The sequence below is a fragment of the Cellulomonas shaoxiangyii genome (assembly GCF_004798685.1).
GTDB lineage: Bacteria > Actinomycetota > Actinomycetes > Actinomycetales > Cellulomonadaceae > Cellulomonas > Cellulomonas shaoxiangyii.
In genome coordinates, this window is record NZ_CP039291.1 from 1,084,537 (window position 1) to 1,107,909 (window position 23,373).

General features: G+C 74.2%; 22 protein-coding genes and 1 riboswitch. Of the genes, 11 read left to right on the forward strand and 11 right to left on the reverse strand.

Features of this window, described 5'->3' with window-relative positions:
• Positions 1-103: 103 nt before the first annotated feature.
• The 5 genes from chvE to E5225_RS05000 all read left to right on the forward strand — a co-directional run bounded on the left by chvE (position 104) and on the right by E5225_RS05000 (position 6,317).
• Positions 104-1,243 (forward strand): multiple monosaccharide ABC transporter substrate-binding protein, encoded by a 1,140-nt coding sequence (gene chvE, locus E5225_RS04975; protein ID WP_136225326.1) that lies wholly within the window; start codon positions 104-106, stop codon positions 1,241-1,243.
• 110 nt (positions 1,244-1,353) lie between these two features.
• Positions 1,354-2,901: a multiple monosaccharide ABC transporter ATP-binding protein gene (gene mmsA, locus E5225_RS04985; RefSeq protein WP_135972876.1), complete on the forward strand. Its 1,548-nt coding sequence runs from the start codon at positions 1,354-1,356 to the stop codon at positions 2,899-2,901.
• Positions 2,898-4,133: a multiple monosaccharide ABC transporter permease gene (mmsB, locus tag E5225_RS04990; RefSeq protein WP_135972875.1), complete on the forward strand. Its 1,236-nt coding sequence runs from the start codon at positions 2,898-2,900 to the stop codon at positions 4,131-4,133. The genes mmsA and mmsB overlap by 4 nt, the downstream gene beginning before the upstream one ends.
• Positions 4,134-4,170: 37 nt before the next feature.
• On the forward strand, positions 4,171-5,472 hold the full coding sequence (locus E5225_RS04995) for an ROK family transcriptional regulator (RefSeq protein WP_135972874.1): 1,302 nt from the start codon (positions 4,171-4,173) through the stop codon (positions 5,470-5,472).
• Between the two features lie 65 nt (positions 5,473-5,537).
• The gene (locus E5225_RS05000) at positions 5,538-6,317 is read left to right on the forward strand and encodes an ATP-binding cassette domain-containing protein (protein WP_135972873.1); all 780 of its coding nucleotides are present in this window, start codon (positions 5,538-5,540) and stop codon (positions 6,315-6,317) included.
• A 103-nt stretch (positions 6,318-6,420) separates the two neighbouring features.
• Here E5225_RS05000 and E5225_RS05005 read toward each other — a convergent pair whose 3' ends face one another.
• The 3 genes from E5225_RS05005 to purU all read right to left on the reverse strand — a co-directional run bounded on the left by E5225_RS05005 (position 6,421) and on the right by purU (position 9,460).
• Entirely contained in the window at positions 6,421-6,909 is a 489-nt protein-coding gene (locus tag E5225_RS05005) for an aromatic ring-opening dioxygenase LigA (protein ID WP_135972872.1), read from the reverse strand.
• Between the two features lie 117 nt (positions 6,910-7,026).
• Entirely contained in the window at positions 7,027-8,448 is a 1,422-nt protein-coding gene (locus E5225_RS05010; RefSeq protein ID WP_135972871.1) for an extracellular catalytic domain type 1 short-chain-length polyhydroxyalkanoate depolymerase, read from the reverse strand.
• Positions 8,449-8,593: 145 nt separating this feature from the next.
• Entirely contained in the window at positions 8,594-9,460 is an 867-nt protein-coding gene (gene purU, locus E5225_RS05015; RefSeq protein WP_243738151.1) for a formyltetrahydrofolate deformylase, read from the reverse strand.
• A gap of 49 nt (positions 9,461-9,509) precedes the next feature.
• On the opposite strand from purU, the gene E5225_RS05020 reads away from it, so the two are divergent.
• The gene (locus E5225_RS05020) at positions 9,510-10,007 is read left to right on the forward strand and encodes a GNAT family N-acetyltransferase (protein WP_135972869.1); all 498 of its coding nucleotides are present in this window, start codon (positions 9,510-9,512) and stop codon (positions 10,005-10,007) included.
• A gap of 30 nt (positions 10,008-10,037) precedes the next feature.
• Here the strand turns inward: E5225_RS05020 and E5225_RS05025 are convergent, their stop codons facing one another.
• Positions 10,038-11,006 carry a DMT family transporter gene (locus tag E5225_RS05025; protein WP_208012495.1) on the reverse strand — a complete coding sequence of 323 codons (969 nt, stop codon included), beginning with the start codon at positions 11,004-11,006 and terminating at the stop codon, positions 10,038-10,040.
• 39 nt (positions 11,007-11,045) lie between these two features.
• On the opposite strand from E5225_RS05025, the gene E5225_RS05030 reads away from it, so the two are divergent.
• From E5225_RS05030 to E5225_RS05050, 5 genes are all read left to right on the forward strand, one after another.
• Positions 11,046-11,567 (forward strand): MarR family winged helix-turn-helix transcriptional regulator, encoded by a 522-nt coding sequence (locus E5225_RS05030; protein ID WP_135972868.1) that lies wholly within the window; start codon positions 11,046-11,048, stop codon positions 11,565-11,567.
• A gap of 121 nt (positions 11,568-11,688) precedes the next feature.
• Positions 11,689-11,778: riboswitch (ZMP/ZTP riboswitch) on the forward strand.
• 73 nt (positions 11,779-11,851) lie between these two features.
• Positions 11,852-13,132: a serine hydroxymethyltransferase gene (gene glyA, locus E5225_RS05035; protein WP_135972867.1), complete on the forward strand. Its 1,281-nt coding sequence runs from the start codon at positions 11,852-11,854 to the stop codon at positions 13,130-13,132.
• Positions 13,133-13,146: 14 nt separating this feature from the next.
• Positions 13,147-14,028, forward strand: coding sequence for a bifunctional methylenetetrahydrofolate dehydrogenase/methenyltetrahydrofolate cyclohydrolase (locus E5225_RS05040; protein WP_135972866.1), 882 nt, complete (start codon positions 13,147-13,149; stop codon positions 14,026-14,028).
• 154 nt (positions 14,029-14,182) lie between these two features.
• Positions 14,183-14,662: a VOC family protein gene (locus E5225_RS05045; protein WP_135972865.1), complete on the forward strand. Its 480-nt coding sequence runs from the start codon at positions 14,183-14,185 to the stop codon at positions 14,660-14,662.
• 62 nt (positions 14,663-14,724) lie between these two features.
• Complete coding sequence (locus E5225_RS05050) at positions 14,725-15,537, forward strand: exodeoxyribonuclease III (protein ID WP_135972864.1); 813 nt, start codon at positions 14,725-14,727, stop codon at positions 15,535-15,537.
• A gap of 37 nt (positions 15,538-15,574) precedes the next feature.
• Here E5225_RS05050 and E5225_RS05055 read toward each other — a convergent pair whose 3' ends face one another.
• From E5225_RS05055 to E5225_RS05085, 7 genes are all read right to left on the reverse strand, one after another.
• On the reverse strand, positions 15,575-16,786 hold the full coding sequence (locus E5225_RS05055) for an ABC transporter permease (RefSeq protein WP_135972863.1): 1,212 nt from the start codon (positions 16,784-16,786) through the stop codon (positions 15,575-15,577).
• Complete coding sequence (locus E5225_RS05060) at positions 16,783-17,580, reverse strand: ABC transporter ATP-binding protein (RefSeq protein ID WP_135972862.1); 798 nt, start codon at positions 17,578-17,580, stop codon at positions 16,783-16,785. The genes E5225_RS05055 and E5225_RS05060 overlap by 4 nt, the downstream gene beginning before the upstream one ends.
• Positions 17,577-18,611, reverse strand: coding sequence for a permuted SH3 domain-containing protein (locus tag E5225_RS05065; RefSeq protein ID WP_135972861.1), 1,035 nt, complete (start codon positions 18,609-18,611; stop codon positions 17,577-17,579). The genes E5225_RS05060 and E5225_RS05065 overlap by 4 nt, the downstream gene beginning before the upstream one ends.
• 125 nt (positions 18,612-18,736) lie before the next feature.
• The gene (locus tag E5225_RS05070) at positions 18,737-19,984 is read right to left on the reverse strand and encodes an ABC transporter permease (protein WP_135972860.1); all 1,248 of its coding nucleotides are present in this window, start codon (positions 19,982-19,984) and stop codon (positions 18,737-18,739) included.
• On the reverse strand, positions 19,981-20,700 hold the full coding sequence (locus E5225_RS05075; protein ID WP_135972859.1) for an ABC transporter ATP-binding protein: 720 nt from the start codon (positions 20,698-20,700) through the stop codon (positions 19,981-19,983). The genes E5225_RS05070 and E5225_RS05075 overlap by 4 nt, the downstream gene beginning before the upstream one ends.
• Positions 20,697-22,319 (reverse strand): efflux RND transporter periplasmic adaptor subunit, encoded by a 1,623-nt coding sequence (locus E5225_RS05080; RefSeq protein ID WP_135972858.1) that lies wholly within the window; start codon positions 22,317-22,319, stop codon positions 20,697-20,699. The genes E5225_RS05075 and E5225_RS05080 overlap by 4 nt, the downstream gene beginning before the upstream one ends.
• Before the next feature lie 8 nt (positions 22,320-22,327).
• Positions 22,328-23,332, reverse strand: coding sequence for a hypothetical protein (locus tag E5225_RS05085; RefSeq protein ID WP_135972857.1), 1,005 nt, complete (start codon positions 23,330-23,332; stop codon positions 22,328-22,330).
• Positions 23,333-23,373 lie beyond the last annotated feature (41 nt).

Genomic DNA, 23,373 nt, shown 5'->3' on the forward strand with positions numbered 1-23,373 from the left:
CCAACCGACGCCGCGTCGCGTCGGCGGCACCGCAGCCGCCACGACGACCGGACCGGGCAACGGGTGCCCGGGCCGACTGCGGCACGAGAAGGAGCGGACAACGATGTCACTGGGTTGGAAGAAGACTGCGACCGGTCTGGTCACCGCGGGTCTGCTCGTCGGGTCGCTCGCCGCGTGCAGCCAGGAGCGGGACTCCGGCGGCGGCGACGCGGGCGGCGGCGAGACGGCGGCCGCCGAGGACACGCTGGTCGGGATCGCCATGCCCACCAAGAGCCTCGAGCGGTGGAACCGCGACGGCACGCACCTGGAGGAGCTCCTCCAGGGCGCCGAGTACGAGACGACGCTGCAGTACGCCGACAACAAGGTCGACCAGCAGCTCACGCAGATCGAGAACATGATCAACCAGGGCGCCGACGTCCTCGTCATCGCCCCGATCGACGGCACCACCCTCGGCCCGGTCCTCGACCAGGCCGCGGAGCAGGACATCACCGTCATCGCGTACGACCGCCTCATCAACGACAGCGAGCACGTCGACTACTACGCGACGTTCGACAACTACGAGGTCGGCAAGATGCAGGGCGAGTTCATCGCCGAGCAGCTCGACCTCGAGGGCGGCGCCGGCCCGTTCAACCTCGAGCCGTTCGCCGGGTCCCCGGACGACAACAACGCCAAGTTCTTCTTCTCCGGCGCGTGGGACGTCCTCAAGCCCTACGTCGACGGCGGCCAGCTCGTCGTGCCCTCGAACAAGGCGCCGGCGTCCAACGACGACTGGCAGAGCATCGGCATCCAGGGCTGGGGCTCCGACGCCGCGCAGTCCGAGATGGAGAACCGCCTCAACTCGTTCTACGGCGGGGGCCAGCAGGTCGACGTCATCCTGTCGCCGAACGACTCGCTCGCGCTCGGCATCGCGCAGGCGCTCGCGGGCAACGGCTACGCGCCCGGCGACGAGTACCCGGTCCTGACCGGGCAGGACGCGGACCTCGCGAACGTGCAGAACATGATGGCCGGCAAGCAGTCCATGACGGTCTGGAAGGACACCCGCACGCTGGGCGACCAGGTCGCGACGATGGTGCAGCAGATCGTCGCGGGCGAGGAGGTCGAGGTCAACGACGAGGAGACCTACGACAACGGCGTGAAGGTCGTCCCGACGTACCTCCTGCCGCCGGAGGTCGTCACGCCCGACACGGTGGAGTCCGCGCTCGTGGAGTCGGAGTTCTACACCGCGGACGACCTCGGCCTCTGACGGGTCCGCACCACCCGCACCCATCGGAACCGGCACGGCCGGCCGGTCCCGGCCCCGCCCTCGGGCGAGGGCCGGGACCCGCCGGCCCGCCCGGACCCCAGCGAGGACACATGGACACCGAGCACATCCTCGAGATGCGCGGCATCACCAAGAAGTTCCCGGGCGTCGTGGCGCTCGCCGACGTCACCCTGGCCGTGCGCCGCGGCGAGATCCACGCGATCTGCGGCGAGAACGGCGCCGGCAAGTCGACGCTCATGAAGGTGCTCTCGGGCATCTACCCGCACGGCAGCTACGAGGGCGACATCGTCCTCGACGGCGACGTGCAGGAGTTCCGCGGCGTGCGCGACTCGGAGCGGCGCGGCGTCGTGATCATCCACCAGGAGCTGGCGCTCTCGCCGTTCCTGTCGATCGCCGAGAACATCTTCCTCGGCAACGAGCGCACCCACCGCGGCGTGATCGACTGGAACCGCACCAACGCCGAGGCGGCCCGGCTGCTCGCACGCGTCGGCCTCGACGAGCGCCCCGACACCAAGGTCATCGACATCGGCGTCGGCAAGCAGCAGCTCGTCGAGATCGCCAAGGCCCTGTCGAAGGACGTGAGCCTGCTGATCCTCGACGAGCCGACGGCCGCGCTGAACGACGAGGACAGCGCGCACCTGCTGACCCTCATCCGCGACCTCAAGGCCGAGGGCATCACCTCGATCATCATCAGCCACAAGCTGAACGAGATCGAGGCGATCGCCGACACCACGACGATCATCCGCGACGGCCGCACGATCGAGTCCATGGCGATGAACGGGGACGAGCCGGTCACCGAGGAGCGGATCATCCGCGGCATGGTCGGGCGCCCGCTCGACAACCGGTTCCCCGACCACGTGGGGACCATCGGCGACGAGGTCCTGCGCATCGAGGACTGGACCGTGCACCACCCCGTCGACCACGCGCGCAAGGTCGTCGACGGCGCGAGCCTCACGGTCCACCGCGGCGAGATCGTCGGCCTCGCGGGCCTCATGGGCGCCGGCCGCACGGAGCTCGCGATGAGCGTGTTCGGCCGCTCGTACGGCGCGAACATCTCCGGCCGCCTGTACAAGGACGGCAAGGAGATCCACGCCTCGAACGTGCAGCAGGCGATCGCCCACGGCATCGCCTACGCCACCGAGGACCGCAAGCGCTACGGCCTCAACCTCATCGACACCATCGAGCGGAACGTCTCCGCCTCCGCGCTCGGCAAGCTCTCCCGGCTCGGCGTCGTCGACCGCCGCGGCGAGGGCCGGGTGGCCGAGCAGTACCGGCGCGAGATGAACATCAAGGCGCCCAGCGTGGCGTCGCTGGTCGGCAAGCTGTCGGGCGGCAACCAGCAGAAGGTCGTGCTGAGCAAGTGGATCTACGCGGATCCCGACGTGCTCATCCTCGACGAGCCGACGCGCGGCATCGACGTCGGCGCGAAGTACGAGATCTACACGATCATCAACCGGCTGGCGGACGCCGGGAAGGGCGTGCTCGTCATCTCCTCGGAGCTGCCCGAGCTGCTCGGCATCTGCGACCGCATCTACGCGCTCAGCCAGGGCCGCGTGACCGGCGAGGTCCCGCGCGCCGAGGCCACCCAGGAGCGACTCATGCAGTACATGACGATGGACAAGGACGGGATCGCCCGATGAGCACCAGGACCGAGGTCAACATCTCCTCTCCGACGCCGCCGGACCTGCCGCGGCTGTCGATCGGGCAGCGCCTGCAGGGACTGGGCGGGAACGCGCGCCAGTACGGGATCTTCGGCGCGCTCATCGTCATCGTCCTGCTGTTCCAGGTGCTGACCGACGGCAAGCTCCTGCTCGCCAACAACGTCGCGGCGCTGTTCCAGCAGAACGCGTACGTCATGATCCTCGCGATCGGCATGGTCATGGTCATCGTGGCCGGCCACATCGACCTGTCGGTCGGGTCGGTCGTCGCGTTCGTCGGCGGCGTCGTCGCGGTGAGCATGCGCGACCACGACGTGCCGTGGGGCCTCGCGGTGCTGCTCGGCCTCGCCATCGGCTGCGTCGTCGGCGCGTGGCAGGGCTTCTGGGTCGCCTACGTCGGCATCCCGGCGTTCATCGTGACGCTGGCCGGCATGCTGGTCTTCCGCGGCCTCGCGCTCGCGGTCGTCGGCGAGACGGTCGCCGGCCTGCCGTCGTCCTTCATCAGCATCTCGAAGGGCTCGCTGCCCAACGTGCTCGGGTTCGCCGGCAACATGGACGTCGTCACCCTCGTCATCGGCGCGCTCGCGGTCGCGGCGATCGTCGTGTCGCAGCTGCGTGCCCGCCAGTCCCTGCGCAAGCACGACCTGCACGTCGAGGCCACGGGCCTGTTCGTGGCGAAGGTCGTGGCGATCGCGGCCGGCATCGGCGTCCTCACCGTCATCCTGTCGTTCTCGGCGGGCGGCACGCCCGTCGTCCTCGTGCTGGTCGGCGTCCTGGTCGTCGCGTACTCGTTCCTCATGGGGCGCACGGTCTTCGGGCGGCACATCTACGCGATCGGCGGCAACCGGCTCGCGGCGGGCCTGTCGGGCGTGAACACGCGGCGGGTCGACTTCTGGATCTTCGTCAACATGGGCCTGCTCGCCGGTGCGGCCGCGATCGTGACGACGGCCCGCTCGGGGGCGGCCACCGCGCAGGCGGGCGCGAACTTCGAGCTCGACGCCATCGCCGCCTGCTTCATCGGCGGGGCCGCCGTCACCGGCGGCATCGGCCGCATCTCCGGTGCCATCGTGGGTGCGCTCATCATGGGCGTGCTCAACATGGGCCTGTCGATCATGGCGGTCGACCCGTCGTGGCAGATGGTCATCAAGGGCCTCGTGCTCCTGCTCGCGGTGGCGTTCGACCTGCTCAACAAGCGGCGCGCGGGCACGCAGTAGCGCGTCGGCCGAGCGGGGGGACGGGTAGGTTGCCCGCGTGAGCAGGCGAGCGGCGGCAGCGGGCTCGCAGTCGTCCCTGCGGGAGGCCAACAAGGCGCTCGTGGTCTCGACGGTCCAGCGTTACGGCGGCCTCACCCAGGTCGAGCTCGCCGCCGCGACCGGCCTGTCGGCGGCGACGGTGTCGACGATCGTCCGCGACCTCCTGGCCGCGGGGGTCGTCGACACCGCCGTCACGACCCGCAGCGGGCGACGGGCGCAGATGGTCACCCTGGCCCGCCGCGTGGGCCTGGCCGTCGGCATCCAGATCGGGCACCGCCACCTGCGCGTCGTCCTGGGCGACTTCGCGCACGAGGTGGTCGCCGAGCAGACGCTGCCCCTGCCGCACGAGCACCGCTCGGACACGAGCCTCGACCGTGCGGCGCTGCTCGTGGTGGACCTCCTCGAGCGCATCGGCAGCGAGCTCGACGAGGTGGTCGGCATCGGGATCGGCGTGCCCGCGCCCGTCGACGCCAGCACCGGCATGGTGTCCGTGCCGGGCGTCCTGCGCGGGTGGGAGGGCGAGCACCTCGCGCAGGTCGTCGGCAAGCGGCTCGGCCGGCCCGTGCACGTCGACAACGACGCCAACCTCGGCGCGCTCGCGGAGTACACGCTCGGCGCGGCGCGCGGGTACCGCGACGCGGTGTACGTCCGGGCCTCCTACGGCACGGGCGCCGGCCTGGTCATCAACGGCCGCGTGCACCGCGGCTTCGCCGGCACGGCCGGCGAGATCGGCCACGTGCAGGTGGACCCGCAGGGGCTCATCTGCCGGTGCGGGTCGCGCGGGTGCCTCGACACGGTGGTCGGCGCCGCCGCGCTCGTGGAGCCCCTGCGCGCGAGCCAGGGGCCGCTGACGCTGCGCGACGTCATCGCGCGCGCCCGCGCCGGCGACCCGGGCACCGCGCAGGTCGTCGCCGACGCGGGCGCCACCATCGGCGCCGTCGTCGCCGGCCTCGGCATGGCCGTGAACCCGCAGTGCGTCGTCGTCGGCGGGGAGCTCGCCGAGACGGGGGAGGTGCTCCTGCAGCCCATGCGGGAGGCGATCCGCCGCCGCGTGCTGCTCAACCAGATCGCCCCGCTCGAGGTCGTGCCGGCCGAGCTCGGGGCGCGCGCCGAGGTGGTCGGCGCGCTCGTGCTGGCGCTGCAGTCGGCCGACGTGCCGGCGCGCGTCGACGACACCGCGGACCTGTCGGTGGCGGCACCGCCGGGCGACGCCGGGGCCGGGGGGACGCCGGACGGCGAGCGCGACGAGGACCGGGACCAGGGCCAGGACGAGGACGAGAGACGGGCGGCCGTCGGTTGACGACGCCGGAGCGGGGGGATTCACTGCACGTGTCACGTGCCCGACGGGGAGCAGGTGGACCGGAGATGGTCGAGAGGACGCGCACGCCGCTGCTGTCGATGCGCGGCATCACCAAGCGGTACGGCGCCGTGGAGTCGCTGGTCGACGTGGACCTCGAGGTGCACGCCCACGAGGTCGTCGCGCTCGTCGGCGACAACGGCGCGGGCAAGTCGACGCTCGCCAAGGTCGTCGCGGGCGTGGTGGTGCCCGACTCCGGGCTCGTGGAGGTCGACGGGGCGCCGGTGACGATCCCGAACCCCAAGGCCGCGCAGCGCCTCGGCGTCGCGACCGTCTTCCAGGACCTCGCGCTGTGCGACAACCTGGACGTCACGGCCAACCTGTTCCTCGGGCGTGAGATGCGCAGCGCCGGCGTGATGCAGGACAGCCGCATGGAGGCGATGGCCCGGTCGGTGCTGCGGGACCTCACCAGCCGGGTGCCGTCGGTGCGCACGCCGCTGTCGCACCTGTCGGCGGGCCAGCGCCAGTCCGTCGCCATCGCGCGCACGCTGCTCGGCTCGCCCCGGATCGTGGTGCTCGACGAGCCCACGGCGGCACTGTCCGTCGCGCACACCGCGGAGGTGCTCACGTACATCGAGCGGCTGCGCGACCTCGGCCTCGGCGTCATCCTGATCAGCCACAACATGAACGACGTGCGCGCGGTCTCCGACCGCATCGAGGTGCTGCGGCACGGCCGCAACAACGGGTCGTTCGACGCCCAGACCGCGAGCTACGGGGAGATCATCGGAGCGATCACGGGTGCCTCGCGCGTCGGCCGCCCGCTGCGCCCCGTGACCGCCGCGAGCTGAGACCGGCCGCCGTCCCGGCCGCCCGTGCCGTGGACGCGCGACCGCCCGCCGCGGCACCGGGACGACCGGTGCCGCGACGGGCGGGCGCGCGAGCGGAGCGTCGTCAGGCGGCGCGCCCGGCGACCGAGCGGAGGCCCAGCCCGCCGAGCAGGAACCCGACGCCGATCCCGACGAGGGCGGTCGCGACGCCGAACGCCACGACCGACGTGAGCAGCGACGCGCGCAGGAACGTGCCGGTCGTCGCCATGTCGCGCAGCGGGTCCTCCCGGTCGATCTCGGCGTAGGTGCGCCCGTCGGTCGCGGCGAGGACGTCGCTGCGGATGGCCTCGGTCTGCGCCCACGCCTCCCAGGGCGTGTCGAGCGACGCACCGACGAACGCGGGAGCGCTCTCGGCGACGGTCACGCCCTCGCTCGACAGCCCCGCGGCCGTCACGGCCCAGGTGCCGGCGCCGCCGAGCACGAACAGCGTGCCGAGGACGAGGAGCAGGGTGGCGACGAGCCGGGCGCGGCCCGACGCGGGTGCTGCGGGACGGTCGGCGAACGGTGCGCCGCCGGTGCCGGCGGACGTGGACGTGCTGGCGGGTGTGGACATCGGTGTACCCCCTGCGGTCGGCGGCGGTGGGGCCCCTCGGCGTGCGCCGGGCGGACCCGCACCATCGCGAAGCGGATGGCGAATCGGACGGACGTGCACGGATCGGACGTCCATCCGTCAGACGAGAGAACAGGCCGATCCGTTCAACGCGAACCCGGTCGGTGCTGCGTTGGTCCCGCCGTGGGTCCCGTTGAAGCCGATCTGGACGGAGCCGCCGGCCGGGATCGTGCCGTTCCACGCGGCGTTGCGGGCGGTGACCTGCGCCCCGGACTGCGTGACGACCGAGCTCCACGCCTGCGTCACCTGCTGCCCGGACGGGAACGTCCACGTGAGCGTCCAGCCGCTCACGGGCGCGGTGGACGTGTTGCGGACCGTGACGTTGGCCGTGAAGCCGGTGTTCCACTGGTTGACGCTCCACCCGACGCTGCACGCTCCCGCCGGGGTCGTCGGGGTGGGGGACGTCGTCGGCGACACGGTCGGCGTGGGGGAGACCGTGGGTGTGGGCGACGCCGTGGGCGTGGGGGAGACGGTGGGCGTGGGCGACACGGTGGGCGTGGGGGAGGTGGTCGGCGCGGGTCCGTCGAGGCCGAAGAACCGGATCGCCGCGGCCGCGTCGACCGGGAGGTTGTGCGACGTGCCGGCCAGGCTGTTGGCCTCGAGCGGTGCCTGGTCGCCCGTCCCACCGAAGCGCTGGCGCGTCCGGTTGCCGAGGGTCTCGGTGGAGCTCGGCGTGCTCGGCAGGCCCAGCACGTTCGTCCACTGCTCGATCGCCTCGCCGTGGTTCACGTAGCTGAGGGTCTCGTCGTTCACGCCGTGCCACAGCTGCACGCGGGGCCGGGCTCCGGTGTAGCCCGGGTACGTCGCACGTGCGGCGTCGCCCCACTGCTCTGCGGACTGCACGCGCCGGCCCTGCGCGCACTCGCTGTTCCAGCCCGCCTGCGCCGTCGTCCCGGGCTTCGCGCCGTTGGTCGCGAAGCACGTCGCCGGCACGCCGGCGAACGCGGAGCCGGCCGCGAAGACGTCGGGGTACTCCGCGAGCAGCAGCTGGGTGGTCATGGCGCCGGACGACACCCCGGTCACGAACACGCGGCGCGTGTCCGTCGCGTACCGCTGCTGCACGTGCCGCACCATCTGCACGATGCTCTGCGGGTCGCTGCCGCCGTCGCGCACGAGCGCGTTCGCCGACGACACGTCGAAGCAGCTGCCCGGCCGGTTCGTGCTCGGGTAGATCGCGATGAACCCGTGCTGCGACGCCAGCTCGTCGAACTGCGCCCCGCTGTACATCGCCTGCGCGCTGCCGGTGCAGTAGTGCACGACGACGAGGACGCCGGGGTTGGCGGCGAGCCGGTCGGGCACGAACAGGTGCATCCGCAGCCCGCCCGGGTTGGTGCCGAAGCCGCTGACCTCGACCAGCGAGGCCGCCTGGGCCGGTGGCGCGGTCGCGGTGAGGGCGACGCCGCCGGCGGCGGCCACCGTGAGGGCGGCGACCACGGCCGTGATCCGGCGCCGCACGGTGCGCAGGGCGCGCAACGGGTGCATCGGTGTTCCTCCTCGACGCCGGGTGGCGTCGCGGCGGGCCGCGACGCGGGCCCCGATATCGATATCGGGGCCCGCGGTCAGCATGCCGACGCCGCGCCCGTGGCGCAGGAGGCCGAAACGCTTCGTCCGCCCGGGAGGCGGCCGGTCAGCGGAAGACGATGGTGCGGTGCCCGTCGAGCAGGACGCGGTGCTCCGTGTGCCAGCGCACCGCGCGGGCGAGGGCCCGCCGCTCGACGTCCTGGCCCAGGCGCACCATGTCGTCGGCGGTACGCGTGTGGTCGACGCGCTCGACGTCCTGCTCGATGATCGGGCCCTCGTCGAGGTCGCCGGTCACGTAGTGGGCGGTCGCGCCGATGAGCTTCACGCCGCGGTCGTGCGCCTGGGCGTAGGGCCGGGCGCCCTTGAACGACGGCAGGAACGAGTGGTGGATGTTGATGACCCGGCCGGCGAGCGCCCGGCACAGGTCGTCCGAGAGGATCTGCATGTACCGCGCGAGGACGACGAGCTCGACGTCGAGCTCCTCGACCAGCTCGAGCAGGCGCGCCTCGGCCTGCGCCTTCGTCGCCGCGGTGACGGGCACGTGGTGGAACGGGATGTCGTAGAACCCCGCCATCGGCGCGAGCACCTCGTGGTTGGACACGACGGCGACGAGGTCGACCGGCAGGTCCTCGGAGCGCTGGCGGAACGCGAGGTCGTTGAGGCAGTGCGCCGCCGTCGACACCATGACCAGCGTGCGGACCTTGCGGCCGGCGACGTCGAGGTGCCACTGCATCGCGAATCGGCCGGCCAGCTCGCTCAGCGCGGCGGTCAGCTCGTCGTGCGTGGCGGCCGACGTCACCTGCACGCGCATGAAGAACAGCCCGGACAGCGCGTCGCCGAACTGCTGGGACTCCGTGATGTTGCCGCCGTGCTCGGCGAGGACCCCCGCGACGGCGGCGACGATGCCGGGTCGGTCGGGGCAGGAGAGCGTCAGCACCCAGTGCGTGGTCGGGTCATCCGAGGTGTGGGACACGGGGTCCGAGAGTAGTGCGCCTCGCCGCGCGGCTGACACGATGAGCCGCATGACGCAGGACGACCTCGACATCCGCCCGGTCACCGCCGACGACGCGGGTGAGCTGCTCACGCTGCGCCGTGCGGCGTTCGTGACGGAGGCGCAGCAGTACGGCGACCCGCACATCCCGCCGCTGACGCAGACCCTCGACGAGCTGCTCGCCGACCTGCACGCGGACGGCGTCATGACGCTCGGCGCGTGGCACGGGCACCGCCTCATCGGGTCCATCCGGGTGCTGGTCGAGGGCACCCGGGCGACGCTCGGCCGGTTCGCCGTCGCGCCCGACCTGCAGGGGCGTGGCGTCGGCACCGAGCTGCTCACGGCGATCCTCCCGTACCTGCCCGACGGCATCGAGGAGGTCTGGGTGTTCACCGGCCGCGACTCGGTGCAGAACATCGCCCTCTACGCCAAGGCCGGCTACGAGCACCAGCACGACCAGACGGCGGGCGACCTGACGTACGCGTACCTGCGCAAGCTGCTCGGCGAGGGCGAGCCGGCGCAGGCCTGACGCCGGGCGCGGCGTCCACCGCCGTCGCGGTCAGGAGGTGCGCGTCGTCGACGGTCGGCCGGCTGGCGGCGCGGGGACTCCGGCCGCCGGGGCCGGGGGCGCGCCGGGTGTGCGCCGGCGCCCGCGGAACAGCCTCCCCGCAGCGGGCTGACCGAGGACGACCCCGACGAGCACCGCCACGACGCCGAGCCCTTGCAGCGGCGTCAGGTGCTCGCCGCCGATCGCGAGGCCCACGGCCACGCCGGTGAGCGGGTTCAGCAGGCCCACGAGGCCGACGGCCCCCGCGGGCAGCCGGCGCAGCGCGGAGAACCAGGCGACGTACGCGAGCGCCGTCGCGACGAGCGAGACGTACGCGATGCCGAGCCACCCGCGCGCGTCGAGCGCCGGGGGAGCGCCCTCGGCGACGGCGGCGACCGGGACGAGCAGCAGGCCGCCCGCGACGAGCTGCCACGCCGTCGACGCGAGCACGTCGACGTCGTCCTTCCACCGGGTCGCGAGCACGAACCCGACGGACGACATGACCATCGCCGTGCCGCCGGCGAGCACGCCGACGGGGTTCACGGCGACCGCGCCGGTGACGAGCATCGCGACGACGCCCGCGAGCCCGACCATCGCGCCCACCACGGCGGCGGCGCGGGGTCGCTGCCCGAGCAGCGGCCACGCGACGAGCATGAGGACGAACGGCGCGACGGCCATGACGGTCGACGCGACCGACGTCGGCAGCAGCTGCGCCGCGACGTAGACGAGCACGAAGAACCCGCTCATGTTGAGCGCGCCGAGCACGAGCGACCGCCACCACCAGCGACCGCGGGGCGCCTGCCGGGCGAGGGCGAGCAGGACGAGGCCCGCGGGCAGCGCCCGCAGCACCGAGCCCCACAGCGGGGCGTCGGCGGGGAGGGTGTGCCGGGTGACGTAGTACGCGGCTCCCCAGGAGACCGGGGCGAGCGCCGCGACCAGGGACCAGCGCACGGAGCCGGCCGCGGCCGCGTTGTCTTCCACGGAAGGGAATCTATCTGACGTGGAAGATATGATCCACCCGTGAGCGACACGGACCTCCCGCCGGACTTCGTCGACGACGTCCGCGCCGCGTGGACGCGCGAGCGGCCCGACCTCGACGTGACCACGCAGGGCGTCTTCGGCCGGCTGAGCCGCGTCGCGCTCCGGGTCACGGACGAGCTCGTCGCGGTGTACCGGCAGCACGGCCTCGCCGAGGGCGACTTCGACGTCCTCGCGACGCTGCGGCGCGCGGGGGAGCCGTACGCGTACTCCGCGGGCGAGCTCGCCGAGCACACGCTGGTCACCAGCGGCGGCATGACCAAGCGCGTCGACCGGCTCGAGGCGGCCGGGCTGGTGCGGCGGCGGGTCAGCGAGACGGACGGCCGCGGACGCGTCGTCGAGCTCACCGACCGGGGGCGCGAGGTGATCGACGCCGCGTTCACCGACCACATCGCCAACCAGCACCGGCTCCTGGCGCTGCTGGACCCGGGCGACGCGGACCTGCTCGAGGACGTCCTGCGGCGCTGGCTCGCCCGCCTGGAGGACCTGCCGTCCCCCCGCTGACCGCCGCGCACCCACCGCCGAGACCGTGCATCCCGGGAGCTGTGGGCCCCGGGGGGACGGTCTCGACGGCGGCCGCGGTGCCGTGGGACGCGCCCGGCGGCCGCGTGCGCGGTTGGTAGGCTGTGCGGGTCGTGACTGGCGCAACAGGTGGGTCACCACCGGGGAGCGACGCAGCAGCTGGACCAACGGGTCGGACGCCTGGGCCCCTCGGTCGCCCCACACCGGCACTCCGTGTGTGCGGGTGCCCGGTGCGCCCGCACGGTTGACTGCGACAGGAGCCCAGCATGAGCGACAGCCTGCTCGACCAGAACATCTCCGAGCTCGACCCCGAGATCGCCGCCGTCCTCGACGGGGAGCTCGCCCGCCAGCAGGACACGCTCGAGATGATCGCGAGCGAGAACTTCGTCCCCCGCGCCGTCCTGCAGGCGCAGGGATCCGTGCTCACCAACAAGTACGCCGAGGGCTACCCCGGCCGCCGGTACTACGGCGGCTGCGAGCAGGTCGACATCGCCGAGACCATCGCGATCGACCGTGCCAAGGCCCTCTTCGGCGCCGAGCACGCCAACGTCCAGCCGCACTCGGGCGCGACCGCCAACGCTGCCGTGCTGCACGCGCTCATCAACGCCGGCGACCGGATCCTCGGCCTCGACCTCGCGCACGGCGGCCACCTGACGCACGGCATGCGCATCAACTTCTCGGGCAAGCTCTACGACGTCGCCGCGTACGGCGTCGACCCGCAGACGTTCCGCGTCGAGCCGGAGGCCGTGCGCAAGGCCGCGCTCGAGCACCGCCCCGACGTCATCATCGGCGGCTGGTCGGCCTACCCGCGCCACCTCGACTTCGCCGCCTTCCGCGAGATCGCCGACGAGGTCGGCGCGAAGCTCTGGGTCGACATGGCGCACTTCGCCGGCCTCGTCGCCGCGGACCTGCACCCGTCGCCCGTCCCGCACGCCGACGTCGTCTCCTCGACCGTGCACAAGACCATCGGCGGCCCGCGCTCCGGCTTCATCCTCTCGCGCGGCGAGTACGCCAAGAAGATCGACTCCGCCGTGTTCCCGGGCCAGCAGGGCGGCCCGCTCATGCACGTGATCGCCGCGAAGGCCGTCGCGTTCAAGGTGGCCGGCACCGAGGAGTTCCGCGACCGCCAGCAGCGGACGATCGACGGCGCGCGCATCATCGCCGAGCGCCTGACCGCGCCGGACGTCGCCGCAGCGGGCGTCTCCGTCCTCACGGGCGGCACCGACGTGCACCTCGTGCTCGTCGACCTGCGCCACTCGACCCTCGACGGCCAGCAGGCCGAGGACCTCCTGCACTCGGTCGGCGTCACGGTCAACCGCAACGCCGTGCCGTTCGACCCGCGCCCGCCGCGCGTCACGTCCGGTCTGCGCATCGGCACGCCCGCGCTCGCGACCCGGGGCCTCGGCGACGCCGAGTTCACCGAGGTCGCCGACATCATCGCCACCGCGCTCGTCGAGGGCACCGGTGCGGACGTCGACGCGCTGCGGGCGCGCGTGCGCAAGCTGACCGAGGCGTTCCCGCTGTACGCCGACCTGCAGCAGTACTGAGCGGAGGAGCGACCATGACCGCCCAGAAGCTCGACGGCACCGCCGCCGCCGCGGAGATCAAGGGGGAGCTGACGCAGCGCGTGGCCGCGCTCGCCGAGCGGGGCGTCGTGCCCGGGCTCGGCACGCTCCTCGTCGGCGAGGACCCCGGCTCGCGCTGGTACGTCGCCGGCAAGCACAAGGACTGCGCCGAGGTCGGCATCGCGTCGATCCGCGAGGACCTGCCCGCCGACGCCTCGCAGGAGGAGATCGAGGCGGCGGTCCGGCGTCTCAACGACGACCCGGCGTGCACCGGGTTCATCGTGCAGCTGCCGCTCCCCGACGGCGTCGACACCCACCGGGTGCTCGAGCTGATCGACCCGGCCAAGGACGCCGACGGGCTGCACCCGACGAACCTCGGGCGGCTCGTGCTGCGGGTGAACGGGCCGGTCGAGTCGCCGCTGCCGTGCACGCCCGCGGGCATCGTGGAGCTGCTGCGGCGGCACGGCGTCGAGCTCAAGGGTGCGGACGTGGTGGTGGTCGGCCGCGGGGTCACCGTCGGCCGCTCGATCGGCCTGCTGCTGACGCGCAAGGAGATCAACGCGACCGTCACGCTCACGCACACGGGCACGGTCGACCTGGCCGAGCACACGCGGCACGCGGACGTCGTCATCGCCGCGGCCGGCGTGCCCGGCATCATCACCGCCGACATCGTGAAGCCCGGCGCGGTCGTCGTCGACGTCGGCGTCTCCCGCGCCGTCGACCAGACGACGGGCAAGAGCCGCGTGGTCGGCGACGTGGACCCCGGCGTGTGGGACGTGGCGTCGTGGGTGTCGCCGAACCCCGGCGGTGTCGGCCCGATGACGCGGGCGATGCTGCTGCAGAACGTGGTCGGCACGGCGGAGCGGCTCGCCGGCTGACGTCGTCGCGACACGCAGGGCCCGGGTGCGTCCGCGCCCGGGCCCTGCGTCGTCCCGTGCGGGTCGTGCCCGGGCGGGCCGCGGGCCGATGAGTCGGGCACCCGGTGCCGGTCTGCCCCCGTGTCCCCCTCCGCGCAGGTGAAGGAGCACGACGATGGGCGCCGTCCGCACGCACCTCTGGTTCCCCGAGCACGGGTACCAGGCCGCCGAGTTCTACGTCTCGGTCGTCCCGAGCTCGCGCATCACGGCGGTCGTGGCGGCACCGCCCGGGGTTCCCGACGTGCACGAGGGCGATCCGTTCGTGGTCGAGCTGGAGCTCGACGGGCACGCGGTGACGATCCTCACCGCCGGGCCGGCGTTCCGGCTGGACGAGGCGTTCTCGCTCTACCTCGTCGCGGAGACGCAGGAGGAGGTCGACCACTACTGGGAGACGCTCACCGCCGACGGCGGCGAGCCCGGCCGGTGCGGCTGGCTGAAGGACCGGTTCGGCGTCTCCTGGCAGGTGGTGCCGCGCATGCTGGACGAGCTGTGGGGTCGCCCCGACGCTGCCGGGGTCCAGCGCGCCATGCAGCTGATGCTCGGGATGACGAAGATCGAGATCGCCCCGCTCGAGGCGGCGTACGCCAACGCCTGAACCGGGCGCCGGGGGAGCTCGCACGGCGCCGGGGTGTCGGTGGCGTGGGGGAGAATGTCCCGGTGCTGACCGTCGCCTCCGTCAACGTCAACGGGATCCGGGCCGCCTTCCGCCGCGGCATGCAGGAGTGGCTCGACGTCCGCAAGCCCGACGTCCTGCTGCTGCAGGAGGTCCGCGGCTCGGACGAGATCCTCGCCGACCACCTGTCCTCGGGCGGGTGGGACCTCGCGCACGAGGCCGCCGAGGCCAAGGGCCGCGCCGGGGTCGCCATCGCCTCGCGCGTGCCCATGAGCGCGGTGCGGATCGGCCTGGGCACGGGCGTGACGGGCGACTCCGGGCGCTGGGTCGAGGCCGACCTGGAGCTGCCCGCCGAGGACGGCCGCCCCGCGCGGTCGCTCACGGTCGTCTCGGCGTACATCCACTCCGCCACGGTCGGCACGCCGTCGATCGACGAGAAGTACGCCTTCCTCGAGCGTGTCACGGCCCGCATGCGCGAGCTGCAGGCGGACGGGCGGCTCGCCGTCGTCGCCGGCGACGTCAACATCGCGCACCGCGAGGTCGACATCAAGAACTGGAAGGGCAACCGGGGGAAGGCCGGGTTCCTGCCGGAGGAGCGCGCCTACCTCGACCGCTGGTTCGGCGAGCTCGGGTGGCGCGACCTCGGCCGCGACCTGGGCGGCCCGGGCCCCGGCCCGTACACCTGGTGGTCGTGGCGCGGGAAGGCGTTCGACAACGACGCCGGCTGGCGGATCGACTACCAGATCGCCACGCCCGCCCTCGCCGAGCTCGCGCGGACCGCCACGGTGGACCGTGCCGCCACCTACGACACGCGCTTCTCCGACCACGCGCCGCTGGTGGTCGAGTACGACCTCTGACGACGGCGCGGGTGCGGCGGGCGCACCGCCCCCCGCGTCAGTATCGGATCGCGTCGATGACCTTGACGCGCACGGCCACCGTGGCGGGCAGGATGCCGGCCAGCGCGCCGACACCCGTCGCGCACGCCATGCCGACGAGCGCGGCGGAGACCGGGAAAGGCGGCCGGTCCTGCAGACCGCCGAACAGCACGTCGGCGGGGATGTTCTTCACGACGGCCACGGCGATCACGACGCCGACGAGCCCGGCCACCACCGTCGCGACGACCGACTCCAGCAGCACGCCGACGAAGATCCGCCCCGACGTGGCACCGAACGACCGGCGGATGCCGATCTCCCGGATCCGGTGGCGCACCGTCACCAGCGCGATGTTCACCAGGCCCAGCCCGCCCAGCAGCAGCGCGAACGCGCCGACGCCGAAGGCGACCCACCGCGCGGCGCCCTGCAGCACCGCCCCTCCCAGGTCTCGGTTGTCGCCCACCGCCACGTCCCAGCCGGGCACGGCCGCCGCCACGTCCCGCTCCAGGCGCGGCACGAGCTCGTCCGCGATCCCGGTCGGCACCCACAGCACCAGCGTCGGCGCGGGCTGCCAGTAGTCCGCGGTCGGCCCCGCCTCGGGTGCGTACCAGCGCATGAGCTGGTCGTACAGCACCACGGCCTCGGGCTCCGCGCCCTCCCAGGCGTTCGGCACGACCCCGACGACCGTGGTCCGCACCGGCGCGTCGTCCCCGAGCAGCACGGTCGGGTGGGACGACAGGTCGGTGACACCGAGCCGCGCGAGGAAGGCCTCGTTGACGACGGCGACCGGCGCGAAAGCGTCCCGGTCCGCCTCCGTGAACCACCTGCCGGTGTCGACCTGGATCCGCTGGATCGTCGCCATGGCGGGGTCCACCGCACGGGTGGAGACCTGCGCCGTCCCGTCGGGGAACCGGAACGGCACCGTGCTCGACCAGTCACGGCTGGCCCACGTGATGCCGTACCGGTCGAGGGTGCGTGCGTACTCCGCGTCGAGCGCCGTGGGGGCGGCGGCCTGCCCGTCCCGGGGCCAGGCGTCCACGCGCACGGTGACCTGCCGGCCGGACCCACGGTCGCCCTGCTCCTCGAAGGCCTGCGAGAGCATATGCACCGCGGCCGTCACGCCCGTGATCGCCGCGACGGCCGCCGCGACGCCGATCAGGGCGAGCAGCACGCGCAGCCGGTGGATCCGCAGCTCGTCCCAGGCCTCGACGAGCGCGCCGACGACCCCGGTCACGGCTGCACCTGCGCGGGCACCGACGGGCCGAGCTCGGGCAGGTGCGTGCGCCCGACCGGCAGGTGCGTCGGGACGTCGCCGACCCAGTCGGCGACGCGGCCGGCACCCCCGACGTCGACCGGCACGAGCACGCCGTCCACGAGGCGGTAGTGCCGCCGCGCGCGCGCCGCGACGGCCAGGTCGTGCGTGATCGTCACGAGCGCGGCGCCCGTCTCGGACGCGACGTCGTCCAGCAGGTCCATGATCTGCTGTCCCGTCTCGACGTCGAGCGCGCCGGTCGGCTCGTCCGCGAGGATCACGCGCGGGCCCCGTACCAGGGCGCGGGCCACCGCGACGCGCTGCTGCTCACCGCCCGAGAGCTTCTCGGGCATGGTGTCCAGCCGGTCGCCGAGGCCGACCCGGTCGAGCATCGACGCCGCGAGGTCGCGGCGGTGCCAGAACTGGCGCCCGGCGGCGTACAGCAGCGGCGCGGCGACGTTCTCCAGCGCCGTGCGGCCCGGCAGCAGGTGGAACTGCTGGAACACGAACCCGAAGTCCTGCCCCCGCCGGCGGGTGCGCCGGCGGTTCGACAACGCCGTCACGGGCGTGCCCTCGAGCAGGTACTCGCCGGCGGTCGGCGCGTCGAGCAGGCCCAGGATGTTGAGCAGCGTGGACTTGCCCGTGCCGGACCGGCCGACGACGGCCACGTGCTCGCCCGCGGCCACGCTGAGCGTCACGCCGCGCAGGATGTGCAGCACGCGGTCGTCCGGGAGCAGGACGTCGCGCGTGACGTCGCGCAGGTCGAGCATGCTCATCCGCCGCACACCGCCGGGTCGTACTGCGCCGGGTCGGTGCAGTCCACGTCGCCCGCGCCGCCCGGCACGGGGATGAACTCGAGAACGCGGTCGCCCACGGCCAGCCCCTCCGTCACCTGGACGACCTCGCCGTCGGTGAGGCCGAGGCCGATCGCGCGCTCCTCCGGCTCCGCGCCCTCGTCCGCGACGACCCACACGTTGCCGCGCTGGACGGTGCCCTGCACGGCGGTGACGGGCACCACGACGGCGTCCGCCGCCGTGCCGTTGACGATCTCCAGGTCGGCGCCCAGTCCCGGGAACGCCGTGACGTCCGCGGGCACGGCGCACGTGACCGTGCCGGACGGCGTCGCGGCGGGGTCGGCGGGCTCGGCGGCCGGGTCGGCGCCGGCGCCGGCGGGGGTCGCCGTGCCGATCCGCACGCCCGTGCACGTGAACGGTGCCGGGCCGCCCTTCAGCGTCACCTGCGCCTCCGCGGGCGCGCCGACGAGCCGGTACTGCTGGTCCGGCGTCAGCGTGCCGGTCACCGAGAGGGTGCCCGGCGCGACCTGGCCGACCGTGTCGCCGACCGCGACGACCTGGTCCTTGAGCGTCGGCAGGCTCAGCGTGCCGGCGACGGGCGCGGTGACCTGCTGGACGACGACCTTCGGCTTGCGCTCGGTGACGGTCGTCGCGCCCGTCGTCGGGTCGGTCCGCGTCAGCGGCTCCTGCGGCGTCTCCTGCCGCACCTCCAGCAACGGCGTCCCGGCGTCGACGCGCTGCCCGTCGGCGGCGAGCACCTTCGACACGGTGCCGGCGAGCGTCGCGCGTGCCGGCACGGACGGGTCCGCGACGACCGAGCCGCGCACGGTGACGGCGTTCGTCACGGTGCCCGTGGTCGCCTCCACAATCCGGTCGACGACGGCGCCCGTGGGACTGGCGCCGGTGGCCTGCGTGCTGACGTCGGCGCCCGTGAAGGCGATCTTCACCAGCGCCACGGCGATCACCGCCCAGACGAGCAGCCGGAGGGCGGGGAAGACGTGACGGCGGACCACGGAGGCCTCCTCGGGACGGTGCGGCCGCGCGGGACGGTCACGGCGGACGAGCCGGACGCTACCGCTGCCGCCATGCAGCCGGGGGCGATTCGGTGGCCCGACCCGGGCGGCGGGGCGCGGACGGTTCAGACGCCGCCGCGCAGCGCGGCGATCGGCTCCACGGTGGCCGCCTTGAGCGCCGGGTACAGGCCCGCGAGCAGCCCGATGACCCCGCCGGCCAGCACCGAGAGCCCGACCACGGGCAGGGCGAGGATGGGCGTCCAGGACTGCACGGCGGACACGACCACGACGGCCGCGACGCCGAGCGCCGCCCCGACGAGCCCGCCGAGCAGGCCGATGACCACCGACTCGACGACGAACTGGCCGGCGATCTGGCGGCGCGTCGCCCCGAGCGCCCGACGCAGGCCGATCTCGCCGACCCGCTCGAGCACCGACAGCAGCGTCACGTTCGCGATGCCGACCCCGCCGACGAGCAGGGCGACCCCGCCGAGCGCGAGGAAGATCGTGCTGACGTCCGCCTGCACGCTCTGCTGCACGCGGGAGGCAGACGGCGGCACCAGCACCTCCATCGACTCCGGCGCGTCGGGGTCGAGCGCCACGGGCAGCTGCTGCCCGACGACCGGCCCCGCCCCGACGGCGATGTGCAGGTGCAGCTCCTCCGCGGCGGTCAGCCCCAGGTCCGCGCGGGCCGTGCCCGTCGGCAGGACGACGGCGCCGACGACGTCCGTCCGCCGAGCGACGTCGTCGACCACGCCGATCACCTGGTAGGCGCGGTCGCCGATGAAGATGGACGGCTGCCGGTCGACGCGCTGCACGCCGAGCCGGCGGGCGGCGTCCGCGCCGAGGACCACGACGCGGTCGCCGCGCACGTCGTGCCCCGCGTCGAACCAGCGGCCCTGCACGAGCCGGCCCTGCAGCGCGTCGAGCGTGTGCGGACCGGCGGCGAGCACCGTCGGGCGCGTCGTGCGCGCCGCCGACGGGTCCTGCACGGGCACGGCCGTGACGTCCGCGTCGCCGACGTCGACCTCCGACACGAGCGCGGCCGCCTCCACCCCGGCGAGACGTTCGGCGCGCTCGGCGGCGTCCCACGGGAGCTGCCCGAGCGCGCGCTCCTGCCCGCCGAAGCCCTCGCTCGTCGCGGGGCCGGCGACGGCCTGGGTCGCCGCGACGGCGTCGAACTGCTGGTTGATCTGCACCGCCGCGGTCTGCGCGAGGCCGACCGTGACCACGACCGACGCGATGCCGAGGACGGTGCCGAGGATCGTCAGGACGAGCCGGCCGGGCCGCGCGCCGACGCCCTGCGCCGCCTCGGCGAGCAGGTCCCGCAGGCCGTACCGGTCGGGGCGCGCGACCTGGTCCGCGACGGCGGTCACGCGATCTCCCGCAGCCGGCCGTCGGAGATCCGCACCCGGCGCTGCGCACGCGCGGACACGTCGTCGTCGTGCGTGATGACCAGGAGCGTGAGGCCCTCGGCGTGCAGCTCGTCGAACAGCTCGAGCACGCTCGCCGAGCTGTCCGAGTCGAGGTTGCCGGTCGGCTCGTCCGCCAGCAGCACGCGCGGGCGCGACACGACGGCGCGCGCGACGGCGGTCCGCTGCCGCTCGCCGCCGGACAGCACGGTGGGCAGGAAGTCGAGCCGGTGCCCGAGGCCGACCCGCTCGAGCGCCGCGACGGCGCGGTCGCGACGCTCCGCCCGCGGGACGCCGCTGTAGACGGTCGCCAGCAGCACGTTCTCCAGCACGGTGCGGTGGGGGAGCAGGTGGAACGCCTGGAACACGAAGCCGATCCGCGTGGCGCGCAGCGAGGCGCGCTCCCGCTCGCCCGCGTCGGCCGTGGGCCGGCCGTCGAGCAGGTACTCGCCGCTCGTGGGGCTGTCGAGCAGCCCGAGCAGGTGCAGCAGCGTCGACTTGCCCGAGCCGGAGGGGCCGACGACGGAGAAGTACTCGCCGGCGTCGACCCGCAGGTCGGTCGGGTGCAGGGCGTGCACGGGCGGCTCGCCGGGGAACTCGCGGGCCACGCCCCGCAGCTCGACGACCGCGGCGCGCTCCTCGGCCCGCCCGTCCGTCCCGAGCAGGTCGAGGACGGTCACGCGTCCTCCGTCGCGTCGGCGCTGGGCTCGTCCTCGTCCTCGTCCTGGGTGCCGCTCGCGCCGACGACCACGAGGTCGCCCTCCTCGAGCGGCTCCTTCGCACCCGTGATCTCGACGTACCCCTCGGCGGCCAGGCCGGTCGTGACGACCACGAGACGCGTCCCGCCCGCCCCGTCGGAGACCTCGACGCGGCTCTCGCCGCCCGGTCCGGCGGTGAGCGCCGCGAGCGGGACGGCGAGGACCTCGCCGTCGGTCGAGCTCACCGGCACGCGCACGCGCACGTTGGTGCCCTGCAGCGCGGTCAGCTGCTCGGGGGTCAGGGCGCCCACGGTGAAGACGACCGTCCGCCGGTCGCCGGTCGGCGCGGACGACTCCCCGCCGCCGCCCTCCGCGCCCTCGTCGCCCTGCCCGTCGTCGGCCGCGTCCCCCGCCTTCGCCGCGGTCACCTCGGCCACGGTGACCGCGACCTCGGTGTCGTCGAGGGGGATGGTGCCGGCGGCACCGGGGGCGAGCAGCTCCGCGTCGGCCCGGCTGACCGACGCCGTGACCTGCACCGTCGCCCCCGACACGGTCATGAACGGGCCGGAGATCGTGCTGCCGCGGCGCACCTCCACCGCGTCGACCCGTCGGGGCAGCGACGGCAGGTAGACGACCTCCGCCGACGGCAGCGGCGTCAGCGTGTCGGCCTCTGCCTGCTGCAGCGCGGTCCGGGCGGCGTTGAGCTGGTCCTGCGCGGCACGGACGGCGGCGCGCTCGGCGCTCGTGTCCGGCGCCACGCCGGCCGCCGCCCGTCCGGCCCGCGCGGTCTGGAGGTCCGCGTCGGCCTGCACGAGGGCCGGCGGCGAGCAGTCCGCCGCGGACTGGTCGCGCTGCTCGGCGGGCAGGGCGCACTGCGCGCCGAGGAACTGCATGCGCGCCTCGGCGACGCGGACGGCGCCGTCGAGCTCCGTGACCGACGCGCCCGCGGCCGGCGAGGCCGCGCCCGCGAGGAGGGCCTGCGCGCTGCGCACGCCCTCCTGCGCGGCGGTCACCGCCTCGCGGGCGGCCTTCGCGGCCTCGGTCGCCTCCTCGCCCGCGGACGGCGGCTCGTACCCCACGCGCTGGTAGAGCGCCCGCACGCCGGCGGCGGCCGAGGCGTCGTACGTCGCGTCGGCGGGGTCGCCGCCGTCGATGCCGAGGACCTGCAGCGCCCAGCGCAGCTGCTGGACGTCGGGGCCGGACACACCGGCCCGCAGCGTGCGGTACGTCGGCAGCTCGCCCGGCAGCACGACGACCGGACGGCCCACCACCTCGAGCGCGACGGCGCCGGGGTCGAGGGTCGCGCCGACCTCCTTGACCTGCCCCGTGACGACGGCCGGAGCGCCGTCCGCGCCGGCCTCGACCCGCAGGTCGATCGGGTCGTCGTAGCCGACGTCGCCCCGCAGGACGACCTCGTTGCCGATGACCCGGCGCTCGACCGGCACGGTGATGGGACCGGCGGTCGGGGGTGCGGCGTCCGCCGCGGCGGCGCCGGGCGAGTCGATCAGGCGCGAGAGGAGCACGCCCGCGACCAGGCACAGGACGGCCACGACCGCCATGGCCACGATGGTGCGGCGACCGCCGCTCACGTGCGCGGTCATCGCCCGGCTCACTTGCCGTCGGCGCCGGCGGTGCGGTCGTCCGCGTAGGCCTGCAGCTGCTCGCCGTACTTGTCCCAGAGCCGCGTCTCCATGGCCAGCTGGGCGTCCTTCTGGGCCTTCGCGTAGCCGGTCTCCTCCTGGCAGCGGCGGTCCGCCGTCGCGAGCGCGATCTCCTTCTCACGGAGCTCGGCCAGCTTCGCCTCGTCGGGCTCCGGCGGCGCCGCGGTGGCCGGGTCGGCCTCGGGGTCGACCTCCTGGTCGTAGCCCATGAGCGCGCTGTGCTCGTCGTAGATGCTCTGCGACGCCTCGTCGGGCGTCGCGAAGTCGTAGCCCGCGTCGGCGACGCACTCGGCCCACGCCGACTGGGCCTCGCGCACGGCGTCGTCCTCGGCGAGGCGCTCGTACTCGGTGTTCATCTCGTCGAGGAGCTCCTGCATCGCCGGGTCGTCCCAGACCTGGCCCTCCTCGTACACCTCGTGCGACGCGGCGCCCTGGCAGCCGGCCGTCGTCCAGTCGTACTCGACCTCGGCCTGCGCCTCGGGGTCCTCCACCTCCTCCACGACGCCGTACAGGGCGGCGTAGTACGCCTCCTGCTCGGTCTGGGACATCGCCGAGACGTACTCCTGGTTGGGGTCGACGTACTCCTCCGACGTCCCGCCGAAGAGCTCCTCGCCCGTCGTGGCGCCGTACCCGTACTGCTCGGCGAACTCGAGGGTGTCCCACTCGGGGGCGTCGTCCGAGCCCATCGCGCCCGCGGACATCGGCTCCACGGGCGTGTACTCGAAGCCCTCCTCGGCCATGCACGCGGCCACGAGCTCCTCGACGCGGCGCTGCTGCGCCTCCCCGTCCTCGGAGTCCATGCTGCCGCCGACCTGCTCGAAGAACGCGCTGATCGGCCCGGTCTCGTCGTCCGACGGGGCCGCGCCGTCGCCGCCCCCGCCGGTGCAGCCGGTGAGGAGCAGGGCGACGGCGCCGGCGAGGGCTCCGACGGACGCGGGGAGGTGGGAGCGCATGGCGGAGCCCTTTCGGCGGCACGGCGGCGGGACGAATCGTC

Bases quoted from the DNA above. Each gene is read 5' to 3' on its own strand.
- chvE (WP_136225326.1), top strand. From the start codon at position 104: ATGTCACTGGGTTGGAAGAAGACTGCGACCGGTCTGGTCACCGCGGGT.
- mmsA (WP_135972876.1), top strand. From the start codon at position 1,354: ATGGACACCGAGCACATCCTCGAGATGCGCGGCATCACCAAGAAGTTC.
- mmsB (WP_135972875.1), top strand. From the start codon at position 2,898: ATGAGCACCAGGACCGAGGTCAACATCTCCTCTCCGACGCCGCCGGAC.
- E5225_RS05000 (WP_135972873.1), top strand. From the start codon at position 5,538: ATGGTCGAGAGGACGCGCACGCCGCTGCTGTCGATGCGCGGCATCACC.
- E5225_RS05005 (WP_135972872.1), bottom strand. From the start codon at position 6,909: ATGTCCACACCCGCCAGCACGTCCACGTCCGCCGGCACCGGCGGCGCA.
- E5225_RS05010 (WP_135972871.1), bottom strand. From the start codon at position 8,448: ATGCACCCGTTGCGCGCCCTGCGCACCGTGCGGCGCCGGATCACGGCC.
- E5225_RS05020 (WP_135972869.1), top strand. From the start codon at position 9,510: ATGACGCAGGACGACCTCGACATCCGCCCGGTCACCGCCGACGACGCG.
- glyA (WP_135972867.1), top strand. From the start codon at position 11,852: ATGAGCGACAGCCTGCTCGACCAGAACATCTCCGAGCTCGACCCCGAG.
- E5225_RS05040 (WP_135972866.1), top strand. From the start codon at position 13,147: ATGACCGCCCAGAAGCTCGACGGCACCGCCGCCGCCGCGGAGATCAAG.
- E5225_RS05045 (WP_135972865.1), top strand. From the start codon at position 14,183: ATGGGCGCCGTCCGCACGCACCTCTGGTTCCCCGAGCACGGGTACCAG.
- E5225_RS05060 (WP_135972862.1), bottom strand. From the start codon at position 17,580: ATGAGCATGCTCGACCTGCGCGACGTCACGCGCGACGTCCTGCTCCCG.
- E5225_RS05080 (WP_135972858.1), bottom strand. From the start codon at position 22,319: ATGACCGCGCACGTGAGCGGCGGTCGCCGCACCATCGTGGCCATGGCG.
- E5225_RS05085 (WP_135972857.1), bottom strand. From the start codon at position 23,332: ATGCGCTCCCACCTCCCCGCGTCCGTCGGAGCCCTCGCCGGCGCCGTC.